We start from the raw sequence: 11,699 nt of genomic DNA, 5'->3' as shown, positions 1-11,699 counted from the left end.
GATTCAGACTGTCAACCCCGTCACCAGGATCGATCTCGAACCGTGATCCGTCATCGGAAGGCTTCACAACCTTACCACGTTCACGATCCGTGTCAACTCCGTTTCCGCAGTCGACACCAGCTGTTCACATCGGTGGGCCATCAGACCGTACCACACGATCCCAGTCAGTCAACCAGATCATCTCTTCAGGAATACCGCTCCCATCCCAAAGGAAGGAACCGGATGCCGTGGTGAACCCTGCCAGAAGAACTGCGATCAAGCGCCAGATTCCCCGGTGTTCGGGCTGCTCACCGCGCCGCCCGTCTCACCGGACCGCGCCTCAGCACGAGAAAGAACTCTACACACCATCCGACCCCCACACCAAATCGGGGGTGCCTCAAGAACCCACCCCTACCGCGGTGACCTCGTTTCCGCATGATCACGCGGCCGCATGACGACGTCGTGCGCTCCCCTGCCCCTCCCGCACCCCTCTGGAGCCAGAACTCCCCTCCGGGACATCGATCACGGAGGGGAGTCTGCCCCGCGGTCAGCCGGCGTGCGGCTCCAGCCACAGGGTGGCGAGGGCCGGCACGTCCACGGTGAGGTACGCGGGCTGGCCCTGCCACTGGCCGGTCTCCGCTCGCAGCACCTCCGGCTGGCCTGCCTGCTCCCGTCGGCCGTCGCCGTGGAAGTCCGTGCTGTCCGTGTCCAGCACGACCGTCCACTCCCCCGCGCTCGGCACCCCCACCCGCAGTCCGTGGCGCATCGCGCCGGAGAGGTTGGTGATGTTCAGCAGGGGCGCACCACCCTGCCCGTCCGCAGGACGGCGGAGGAACACGAGGGTGTTGCCGTCGGCGTCGCCGCCGTCCACCCAGGCGAAGCCCTCCGGGCTGTGGTCCGCGGACCACAGGGCCGGCTTGGCCCGGTACAGCGCATTGAGCTCGCGCACCGTCAGCTGCACCCCGCGGTGCGCGTCGTCCCAGGACGCCGCCCAGTCCAGGCCCCGCTCCTCCGACCACTCGGTGGGCTGCCCGTACTCGCCGCCCATGAAGAGCAGCTGCTTGCCCGGGTGCGCCCACATGTACGCGTAGTAGGCGCGGAGCGTGGCCAGCTTCTGCCGATGGTCTCCCGGGATCTTCCCCAGCAGCGAGCCCTTCCCGTGCACCACCTCGTCATGGGAGAGCGGCAGGACGTAGTTCTCCGAGTACGCGTAGACCAGGGAGAACGTCCACTGGTCGTGGTGCCACCGGCGGTTCACCGGGTCCTCGGAGAGGTAGGCCAGCGTGTCGTGCATCCAGCCCATGTTCCACTTCTTGCCGAAGCCCAGGCCTCCGGCGTCGACCGGCGCGCTCACGCCCGAGAACGCGGTGGACTCCTCCGCGATCATGAGCACTCCCGGGTGCACGCGGTACACGGTGGAGTTCGCCTCTCGGAGGAAGTCGATCGCCTCCAGGTCGTGGTTGCCGCCGTGCACGTTGGGGGTCCACTGCCCGTCCGCGCGCGAGTAGTCCCGGTAGAGCATCGAGGCGACGGCGTCCACGCGCAGCCCGTCCACGTGGAACTCGTCCAGCCAGTACAGGGCGTTCGCCACCAGGAAGTTGCGCACCTGCGTGCGCCCGAAGTCGAACACGTACGTGCCCCAGTCCGGATGCTCGCCGCGCTGCGGGTCCGCGTGCTCGTACAGCGGCGTGCCGTCGAAGCGGCCCAGGGCCCAGGCGTCCTTGGGGAAGTGCGCCGGCACCCAGTCCACGAGCACCCCGATCCCCGCCGCGTGCAGCGCGTCCACCAGGTGCTTGAACTCGTCCGGGGTCCCGAAGCGGGACGTCGGCGCGTAGTAGCCCGTGACCTGATAGCCCCAGGACCCCCCGAAGGGGTGTTCGGCCACCGGCAGGAACTCCACATGCGTGAAGCCCTGCCAGGTCACGTACTCCACCAGCTCCTCGGCCAGCTCGATGTAGGACAGCCCCGGCCGCCAGGAGCCCAGGTGCACCTCGTAGATGCTCAGCGGACGCTCGTGCGGGTCCGTGGTGCGCCGGCGCTCCATCCACTCCTCGTCCGTGAACGCGAAGTCCGACTCCAGCACGCGGGAGGCCGTGGCCGGCGGGGCCTCGGTCCACCGGGCCAGCGGGTCCGCCTTCTGCTGCCACGCGCCGTCCGCGCCGAGGATCTCGTACTTGTAGCGGGCGCCGTGCTCCACGCCCGGCACCAGCAGCTCCCACACGCCGGAGCCGCCGAGGGAGCGCATGGCGTGCGTCCGTCCGGTCCAGCCGTTGAAGTCGCCCACCACGCGCACGGCCCGGGCGTTGGGCGCCCACACCGCGAAGGACGTGCCCAGCCGTCCGCCCGACCCGTCCCGGCGCACCCGCGCGCCGAGCACCTCCCACAGCCGTTCGTGCCGGCCCTCCCCGATCAGGTGCAGGTCCAGCTCGCCCAGGGTGGGCAGGTGCCGGTAGGGGTCGTCGTGGACCTCGACGACGTCCTCGCCCGTCTCCCCCGGGTACGTGACCTCCAGCCGGTAGTCGCCCGCGGCCACCCCGGCCCGGCGCGGCAGCGGGCCCGCACCGGCGAACACGCCGTCTCGCTCGTGGGCGAGCTCGATCCTCTCACCGTCCCCGTCCCGCACCACCGCGACCGTTCGGGCGAACGGGCGCAGCGCGCGGTAGGTGACGGCGGCGCCGTCGGGATGGGGGTGCGCACCGAGCACGGCGTGCGGATCGTGGTGTCGGCCCTCGGCGACGGCGGCGAGCAGGTGCTCGTCGACGGACAGCGGGGCGGGGGTGGCGGTGGGGGTGGTCATGGGTCTCCTGATGGTCGCTCAGCCGCGGCGGACGACGCGGAGGACGTGGGCGGGCTCGACCGCCGGGTCGAGCCGGACGTACGGGTGCTCGTCCCAGCGCCAGCGCTGCCCGGTGAGGAGGTCCTCGACCTCGAACCGACCCTCCTCGTCCTGGTCCTCGGGACGCACGCGCAGGGCGGCCGTGTCGAGGTGCAGGGTCGCCTCGGCCACGTGGTGGGGGTCGCACGCGACGACGACGAGCACCGTGTCCTCGGCCGGCCCGGCGTCCTCGACGGCCTCGGCCGCGGCGTGCTGGCCCTCGGGGGGCGCGGAGCGGGTCTTGGAGTAGACGAGCAGCTCCGGATGCGTGGAGCCGTGCAGCGTGAGGTTCTGCAGGTCCCGCAGCGCCGGATGCGCCGCGCGGATCGCGTTGAGCCGGGTCAGGTACGGGGCGAGGGACTCGCCCGCGGCCTCGGCGCCGGCCCAGTCGCGGGGACGGTACTCGTACTTCTCGCTGTCGATGTACTCCTCCGCGCCGGGGCGGGCCACGTGCTCGAACAGCTCGAAGCCGGCGTACACCCCGTAGAGCGGGTTGGAGGTGGCCGCGATCACGGCGCGGGCGCGGAAGGCGCCCGGGCCGCCGTGCTGCAGGTACTCCGTGAGGATGTCCGGGGTGTTCACGAAGAAGTTCGGCCGGTAGAACCCCGCCGTCTCCGCGGTGATCTCGGTGAGGTACTCCTCGAGCTCCTCGCGCGTGTTCCGCCACGTGAAGTAGCCGTAGGACTGCTGGAAGCCCACGCGGCCGAGGCCGTGCATCATGGCCGGCCGGGTGAACGCCTCGGCCAGGAACACGACGCGCGGCTCCACGGCGCGGACCTCGCGGATGAGCCACTCCCAGAACCACAGGGGCTTGGTGTGGGGGTTGTCCACGCGGAAGATGTGGACGCCCCGCTCCACCCAGCCCAGGACGACGTCGAGGACCGCGTGGGCCAGGCCGTCGGCGTCGTTGTCGAAGTTCAGCGGGTAGATGTCCTGGTACTTCTTGGGCGGGTTCTCCGCGTACGCGATGGAGCCGTCCACGCGGGTGGTGAACCACTCCGGGTGCTCCGCCACCCACGGGTGGTCCGGGGAGCACTGCAGGGCGAGGTCCAGGGCGAGCTCCATGCCGAGCTCGCGGGTGCGCGCCTCGAAGGCCGCGAAGTCCTCGAACGTGCCCAGGTCCGGGTGGATCGCGTCGTGGCCGCCGGCCTCGCCGCCGATCGCCCACGGGGAGCCCGGGTCCTGCGGACCGGCGGTGAGGGTGTTGTTCGGCCCCTTGCGGTGGGTCGCGCCGATCGGGTGGATGGGCGGCAGGTAGACCACCTGGAAGCCCATCTCCGCCACGGCGGGCAGGCGCTCGGCCGCAGTGCGGAAGGTGCCCGAGCGCCACGTGCCCGTGGCCTCGTCGTGGCCGGCGCCCTCGGAGCGGGGGAAGAACTCGTACCACGCGCCCCGGCCGGCCAGCTCGCGCTGCACGTCCAGCGGGTACAGCTCGGAGCCGGTCACGTGCTCGCGGATCGGGCGGGCGTGCAGAACCGCCGCGACGTCGGCGGACTCGGCCGCCGCGAGGCGCCGGGCCGGGGTGGCCCGGGCGTCCGAGAGCCCGCGGACGACGTCGGCGAACACGGCGCGGTCCTCGGCGGAGCGCTCCGGGTCCTCCGCCGCACGCCCGAACAGGGCGGCGCCCTCGTCCAGCATGAGCTCGACGTCCACCCCCGCGGCCAGCTTCACGGAGGCGGCGTGCAGCCACGTGCCCACCGGGTCGTGCCAGCCCTCCACCGTGAACCGGTGGACGCCGACCTCGGCCGGACGCAGCGTGGCCACGAACTCGTCCAGGCCGGGCCGGCCCGGGCGCATGTGGACGCGCTGCACCTCCTCCCCGTCCGGGCCGAGCAGGCGGACCGTGGCGCGGACGGCGTCGTGCCCCTCGCGGTACACCGTGGCGCGGACCGGGATGTCCTCGCCCACGACCGCCTTGGCCGGGAACCGGCCCTCCTCGATCACGGGCTCCACGGCCGAGACCGGGATCCGGCCCGTCAGGGTGCTGCGGCGGACGTCCGAGGCCGCGGTCCGGCCTCCCGCTTCGAGGGCCGACTCCGGGGCGGCGGGCCCGGGGGCCTGCGCGGCGGGGACGCGGCGTCCGGCGCTGCTGGACTGGGTGGTCTTCGGCTTCGAGGTGCTCACGCCGCCGACGCTACCGCTCGACCGGGCCCGACTGAATGCCTGACGCGTCGCGCGAGGGGCCGGCGGTCAGGACAGCATGGTCTTGTCGTCCACCACGGCGCCCTTGATCTTCCCGAACTCGGCGAGCAGGTCAGCGGGGGTCGCGCGCGCCTTCTGCTCGGCGTCCAGCTCGAGGATGACCCGACCGTCATGCATCATGATCAGCCGGTTGCCCACCTCGAGGGCCTGGGACATGTTGTGCGTGACCATGAGCGTGGTGAGGGCGTGCTCGGCCACCACCTGCTCGGTCAGCCGCGTCACGAGCTCGGCGCGCGACGGGTCCAGGGCCGCGGTGTGCTCGTCCAGCAGGAGGATCTTCGGCCCGGAGAACGTGGCCATCAGCAGGCTGAGCGCCTGACGCTGGCCGCCGGAGAGCAGGCCCACCTTGGCGGTGAGCCGGTCCTCCAGCCCCAGCTCCAGCTTCACGAGCTCCTGCCGGAACACCTCCCGGCGACCCCCGGAGACGCCTCGGCTCAGGCCGCGGGCGTGGCCGCGCCGCAGGGCCAGCGCCATGTTCTCCTCGATGGTGAGGTTGGGTGCCGTGCCCGCGGTGGGGTCCTGGAAGACCCGGCCGATCCAGCGGGCGCGGCGGTGGTCCGCCATGCGGGTCACGTCCCTGCCCGCCACTCCGACGGAGCCCGAGTCCGGCGTGAGCTTGCCCGCGATCGTGTTGAGGATCGTGGACTTGCCGGCGCCGTTGGAGCCGATCACGGTGACGAAGTCGCCCTCGGCCAGGTGCAGGTCGATCCCCTGCAGGGCCCGGCGCTCGTTGACGGTGTTCGGGAAGAACGTCTTGCGGACGTCGTGGATCTCAAGCACGGGGGGCCTCCTGGGCGGTGGCGGCGGTCGCGGCGTCGTCGGCTGTCGAGATGCAGCGAAGATTTCGGAAACGCGCGAATATGTTTCATCCGCGATCCGGCGCCTCAGCCCTTGACAGATGCAAATCGACCTAGCCGACTCGTGCCGGCCGTAGATCGCCGGCATCACGACCGCGTTCCACTTCCTCCCACGGTGGTGAAGGACCCAAGATGGGGCCATGGCCACATGGGACCCCTTCGAACCAGGAGTCCTCCTCTGCCCCGCGGACGTTTGATCCGCGGACGCCGGTGGTCCGCATCTATCCAGCGGGATCCCAACTGGGGGCTCTATGCCCTCTGGCGCCGCCCCCACCCCAGATGGCCTTACGCCTGGGTGCCGTGGCCGGACTTCGGCCTTCCCCTCGACTCCCGCCAGGCTCGGACTGCGATCGACCAGACCTGGAAGCTCAGCGCCCGCCACCGGGTCGAGATCTCCTGCGGTGGTGACCGAGGAACTTGGGGCGAGTACAGTGCCGTTATGTCGACCACCGTGATGGACGGTTATGCACGCTGGGCCCACGTGGAGGCCCGTGGAGTCTCCAAGATCTACTACGACTGGGCCACAGGCATTGCGGGCGATCCCACCTTGGCCGAGCGGATCGCAGCACTTCCCCCAGGGAAACGACAGCCCAACTTGATCTTCGCAGCCGCCAGATTGGCCGGTGCACCCTTGGGCCCCTACTCACAGCTTCGGCCATGGCTCATCGACCATTGGGACGTCGTCGCCCACGTAGCCCTCACGCATGCAACTCAGACCAACGAGGCCGGGCGATGCGCCGTCCTGCTCCCCGCCCTCGCCGGGATCCGCCATCAGCCCCTGGCGCTCATCGAAGTCGGCGCCGCAGCCGGCCTCTGTCTCTACCCCGACCGTTACAGCTACCGGTACCTGCTGCCCGACGGGACCGACTGCGTGCTCCACCCCGACGACGGCCCCAGCGGCGTCATACTCGACTGCCTCATGGACCCGAAGGACAACCTGCTCGACCGGCTCCCCCTCGTGACTTGGCGCGCCGGCGTCGACCTGAACCCGCTGGACGTCACTGACTCAGACGACATGCTCTGGCTCGAAACGCTGATCTGGCCGGAGCACGACCATCGCCGCGCCCGTCTCCGCGCCGCATCGCAGATCATCGCCCAGGACCTCGCGCACCTGCGTACCGGAGATCTCCTGGAGCAGCTGCCTTCTTTGTTGAACGAGGTGCCGTCGGGCACGACGCCGGTGGTCTTCCACAGTGCCGTCCTGACCTACCTCTCCTCCCGGGACCGCGCCGCATTCATCGAGCTGATCCGCTCACACCCGGAGGTGACGTGGATCAGCAATGAGGGTGAATCCGTACTGCCGGAGGTGAGTGCCCAGGTGACCGAACCCATCGACGGTCGCACCATCGTGGCTGTCAACGGCACACCGATAGCCCTGGCTGGACCGCACGGGCAGAGCTACCACAGCCTCCTCCCCGCGTGCGCATGACGCGACTCGCCAGCGGCGTCGGAAATCATCGCGCTTTCCGCGTCACCCGCCCCGCATCTCCACAGTGGAAGGATCGCGCCATGCCGGACGCCGTCTTCGACCATCCCCGACTGGCCGCCGTCTACGACGCTCTGGGCTCCGCGGACCGCCCCGATCTCCAGGAGTACGCAGGCACCGTGGTGGGCGAGTTCGGCGCCAGGAGCGTCCTCGACATCGGGTGTGGCACCGGCACGTTCGGACTGCTGCTGGCCGAGCGCGGCGTCCACGTGACCGGGGTGGACCCCGCAGCTGCTTCCATTGCCGTGGCCCAGTCGAAACCAGGCGCAGAGGCCGTGATGTGGATCGTCGGAACAGTGGACGACGTCCCCGCGCTGCAGGTGGATGCGGTCACAATGACCGCGAACGTCGCTCAGGTGTTCCTCGATGACGACACATGGAACGCGACACTGCGGGCCGCCTATGCCGTGCTCCGTCCCGGCGGGGTCCTCGTCTTCGAGGCGCGTCGCCCCGACGACCGAGCCTGGGAACGATGGACACCGGACGCCACCCGCCGCATCGTCCCCGTACCGGGCGTAGGCGAAGTGGAGACATGGGTGAGCACAACCAGCGTCGTGGGCGAGGTGGTGACCTTTGACGCCCCCACCGTGTTCCATGCTGACGATGAGCGGCTCGAGTCGACCTCAACCCTGCGCTTCCGGTCTCGGGACGCGATCGAGGCCGCTCTCGTCACCGCCGGTTTCGCGATCGTCGACGTTCGCGACCTGGCATACGCACCCGGGCGAGCTTGGCTCTACATCGCGCGCCGCCCCCGCCTGGGACCTGCATGACGCACGCGCATGGCCGCGCGGCACTCCCGGCCTAGGTGTGATGTCCAGGGACGTTGTCGCGTGAACAGCTGACAGGCGAAGGCCTCCTGTTGCGAGAGTGGAGTTGTCGAGAAACCGCTCACGCGAACAGAAGGCCTTCATGTCCCACGCTAACGCCGCCCTGACCCCTCGCGCCCGCCTACGCCTGGCCAAGCTCATCGTCGAGGAACACTGGCCGGTCGCCACCGCGGCCAAGATGTTCATGGTCTCCCCACCCACCGCACGCAAATGGGCCACACGCTTCCGGGCCGAGGGACCTGCAGGGATGGCAGACCGGTCCAGCCGGCCGTCCACGATGCCGACCAGAACACCGCCGGCGGTGGTGAAACAGATCGTGGCCGCCCGATGGCGCCGACGCCTGGGGCCGGCACAGATCGCCGGAGAACTCAGGATGCCGGCCTCCACCGTCCATGCCGTGCTCGTGCGCTGCCGGATCAACCGCCTCGCCCGTCTGGACCGGGTCACCGGCGAGCCGATCCGCCGCTACGAGCACCCCCACCCCGGGTCGCTGATCCACGTCGACGTCACCAAGTTCGGGCGCATCCCCGACGGGGGCGGACACCGATTCGTCGGGCGCCAGCAGGGCATGAAGCACCGCGCGGCGACCTCGGACCGCGAAGGAACCCGTGATGCCCGATACCAGCCCCGGCTCGGGGTGGGCTTTCTGCACACCGTGATTGATGATCACTCCCGCTTCGCCTATGTCGAGATGCACTCCGATGAACGCAGCCAGACGGCCATCGCGGTGTTGCGCCGCGCGGTCGCCCACTTCGCGCGCCTGGGTGTGGAGGTGGAGCGGGTGCTGACGGACAACGGCTCGGCCTACCGCTCGCATGCCTGGCGTGATGCCTGCACCGAGCTTGGGATCAAGCCCAAGCGGACTCGGCCCTACCGGCCGCAGACGAACGGGAAGATTGAGCGGTTCCATCGCACGCTCGCTGACGGGTGGGCCTATGCCCGGTTCTACAGCTCAGAGACGGAGCGCAGGGCCGCGTTGCCTGGATGGCTGCACTTCTACAATCATCATCGCGTCCACTCCGCGATCGGCGCCGCGCCTGCCACCAGGCTCAACAACCTCCCTGGACATCACATCTAGGGGATGGGCACCATTGCGGCCGTGCAGCCTCAGTACCGGGTCACCTTAAGGGTGGTGTTCGCGCAGGAGGCGGCCTTCTTCACCAGAAACGCCTTCTCCGTGGCGTCAGCCTTCAACCCCCAGCGGATCTTCACCGCGGTCCAGTCAGCGATGTACTGGCACTGGTTCTTCGGCGGCAGCCACTGTTCCGGGCCGCGGGCCTGCTTGGCCGAGTTCAACGCCGAGGTCTGCGCGTTCAGCGACCGGGCATCCCCCAAGTCGTTGTAGAACGCCACCCGCTTGGCCTTGGTCCAGTACCGGGCTCCCGAGCCCCACGCCTCATGCACGGGCACCATGTGATCGATCTGCACCGTCGAAGCAGACGTGTGCGTACGCAGATCCCAGCTGCTCACCCACTTGCCCGTGGCCACCGTGCACTTACGGGTCGTGGTGTACGTCGGGGACACCTTGGACTCGGCGATCAGCACCTCAGCCCGCGTGTTCTGGCAGTCCCTGTTCGCGTCCTTCCAGCCACCGAACTGGGCGTCCCGGTCATAGCCGGTGTTGTTCTCCGCCGCCACCGCCAAAGACGACACCGCCGTGCGCAGCGGGGCCGAATACGTGGTGCCGGCCGAAGCAGGAGCAGCACCCCCGAAGACAGCGGTGGCGACGAAAGCGGCAGCAGTGGCCAGAGAAGCCAGAGAGCGTTGTGACATGGGCGAGTTCCTTGCTCGAGTGAACGGGGATGCGCGTCTGCATCAGCGCTGATCCTAAGCTCGCGTGAAGCCCATGCCCGGCACGGGGTCCCCGGTCCCTAGGATGGGCTGGATCAGCGCGGAGAGCGCCACATGCCACTCGGCCCAGAGAAAGAACACCCGTGTCTCGACTGACTGACCTGCTCGCCCAGGCCCGCAAGGCCGACCCGCAGCTGGCCGCAGACCTGGAAGCTGAGTTCCGTCAGCTCACCGGGCGCAGCCAGTTCGGTCTCGTCTTCGAGCGCCATCAGCCCGAGGCCGTGGAGCTGCCCGGCCGACCCGTGCGCCGTGGGGACACCGTCCGGGTGCTGCCCCCGCGCGGGAGCCTCACCATCGGGGACACCCGACACTGGGTCGTCACCGACCTCGAACGCACCCCAGACGGCAAGCAAGCCCACCTGACCGAAGCAGACGTCGACCCCGAGGTCCGCGAGCCGGCCACCTCAACAGCAGCACTCGAGGACCTGGTGGTCGTCGCCCGCTTCGAGGACCCGATCTACCCGGGCCTGGTCGAGACAGGCCGCGTCGAGAACGGCGGGGACAAACCGTTCCACACGGTCATCAACGCCGAGAACTTCCACGCCCTCGAAATGCTCACATACACCCACCGCCACAAGGTGGACTGCATCTACATCGACCCGCCCTACAACACGGGCGCCAAGGACTGGAAGTACAACAACGACTACGTCGAGGGCGACGACGACTACCGTCACTCCAAGTGGCTTTCCTTCATGGAGCGTCGTCTCAAGGTCGCCAAGGACCTTCTCAACCCCCAGGACTCCGTCCTCATTGTCACCATTGACGAGAAAGAATACCTGCGTCTCGGAATGCTCCTGGAGCAGACCTTCCCAGAAGCGCGGATTCAGATGGTGAGCATCCAGATCAACCCTGCGAATGTGGCTCGCAGGGGGGCGTTTGGGCGAAGCGATGAGTACGCATACTTTGTGATGCTCGGCGAGTGTGCTCCCATGCGTGTCCCCCTTGGTGATGGGTGGGTTTCCATGAAGGGGCGGACCTTCACTGGCCGGGTCAGGTGGGACCTCCTGCGAAGGTCTGGAACGAATGCCAATCGCGTTGATCGGCCGAACCTCTTCTACCCCCTGGAAATCGACCCTAACGTTGGTGCTGTGGTGGGGGTGGGTGCGAGTATCCCGTTGGACGCAGACCATCTCGACGTCGCGGTACCGGAAGGGCGTGTCCTTCTCTGGCCGATTCGGAAGGATGGCACCCACGGAAACTGGCAACTTTCCCAGGCCAGACTGGTTGAACATCTGGAGCAAGGGCGGGTTCGCCTTGGAGGTTCTCTCCAGAAGGGATTCGTCGCCTATTACATCAAGGGCGGAGAGTACGCAAAGGTCCTGAATGGGACCTATCCCATTCAGGGACGGGATCACGATGGGTCTCTCATCACAGGTGAGTCGATTGAAGTGACCAACCGCGCAATCCCTGGGACCCAGTGGCGCATCGCCGCACACGACAGCACCCAGTATGGCTCCCGCCTGCTCAAGAACCTCTTGCCGGACAGGGCATTTCCGGCTCTTCACGAACGAGGGTGTAGCGCGGGTCTGAACCCTCCGGCTTCGAGCAGCGACCGAGCGATGTAGTGGGTGAGGTTGCGGAAGCCGAGGGCGGAGCCGCGGAGGTGTTCGAGTCGCCCGTTG

The 11,699-nt window shown here is 68.9% G+C and carries 7 protein-coding genes and 1 pseudogene; 4 read left to right on the top strand and 4 right to left on the bottom strand.

Features of this window, described 5'->3' with window-relative positions; genetic code table 11:
* Positions 1 to 526 precede the first annotated feature (526 nt).
* The 3 genes from glgB to MA879_RS11860 form a co-directional block, all read right to left on the bottom strand.
* Entirely contained in the window at positions 527 to 2,776 is a 2,250-nt protein-coding gene (glgB, locus tag MA879_RS11870) for a 1,4-alpha-glucan branching protein GlgB (RefSeq protein ID WP_418001253.1), read from the bottom strand.
* An 18-nt stretch (positions 2,777 to 2,794) separates the two neighbouring features.
* Complete coding sequence (locus MA879_RS11865) at positions 2,795 to 4,834, bottom strand: alpha-1,4-glucan--maltose-1-phosphate maltosyltransferase (RefSeq protein WP_248126740.1); 2,040 nt, start codon at positions 4,832 to 4,834, stop codon at positions 2,795 to 2,797.
* Between the two features lie 210 nt (positions 4,835 to 5,044).
* The gene (locus MA879_RS11860) at positions 5,045 to 5,836 is read right to left on the bottom strand and encodes an ABC transporter ATP-binding protein (protein WP_248126737.1); all 792 of its coding nucleotides are present in this window, start codon (positions 5,834 to 5,836) and stop codon (positions 5,045 to 5,047) included.
* A 516-nt stretch (positions 5,837 to 6,352) separates the two neighbouring features.
* Between MA879_RS11860 and MA879_RS11855 the strand changes: the two genes are divergently transcribed.
* The 3 genes from MA879_RS11855 to MA879_RS11845 all read left to right on the top strand — a co-directional run bounded on the left by MA879_RS11855 (position 6,353) and on the right by MA879_RS11845 (position 9,304).
* Positions 6,353 to 7,342: a DUF2332 domain-containing protein gene (locus MA879_RS11855; RefSeq protein WP_248126733.1), complete on the top strand. Its 990-nt coding sequence runs from the start codon at positions 6,353 to 6,355 to the stop codon at positions 7,340 to 7,342.
* 80 nt (positions 7,343 to 7,422) lie between these two features.
* Positions 7,423 to 8,169, top strand: coding sequence for a class I SAM-dependent methyltransferase (locus tag MA879_RS11850; protein ID WP_101967759.1), 747 nt, complete (start codon positions 7,423 to 7,425; stop codon positions 8,167 to 8,169).
* Between the two features lie 139 nt (positions 8,170 to 8,308).
* Positions 8,309 to 9,304 (top strand): IS481 family transposase, encoded by a 996-nt coding sequence (locus MA879_RS11845; protein ID WP_248126730.1) that lies wholly within the window; start codon positions 8,309 to 8,311, stop codon positions 9,302 to 9,304.
* A gap of 29 nt (positions 9,305 to 9,333) precedes the next feature.
* On the opposite strand, the gene MA879_RS11840 is transcribed toward MA879_RS11845, so the two are convergent.
* Positions 9,334 to 9,999 carry an HNH endonuclease family protein gene (locus MA879_RS11840; RefSeq protein WP_248126727.1) on the bottom strand — a complete coding sequence of 222 codons (666 nt, stop codon included), beginning with the start codon at positions 9,997 to 9,999 and terminating at the stop codon, positions 9,334 to 9,336.
* A gap of 629 nt (positions 10,000 to 10,628) precedes the next feature.
* Here MA879_RS11840 and MA879_RS11835 point away from each other — a divergent pair.
* Positions 10,629 to 10,967, top strand: a pseudogene (locus MA879_RS11835) (DNA methyltransferase); the annotation flags it as partial.
* Positions 10,968 to 11,699 lie beyond the last annotated feature (732 nt).

This window comes from Micrococcus lacusdianchii, from assembly GCF_023155805.1.
Lineage (GTDB): Bacteria > Actinomycetota > Actinomycetes > Actinomycetales > Micrococcaceae > Micrococcus > Micrococcus lacusdianchii.
The sequence above is the reverse complement of the archived record's forward strand: the minus strand, read 5'-3'. Positions and strand labels throughout refer to the sequence as shown.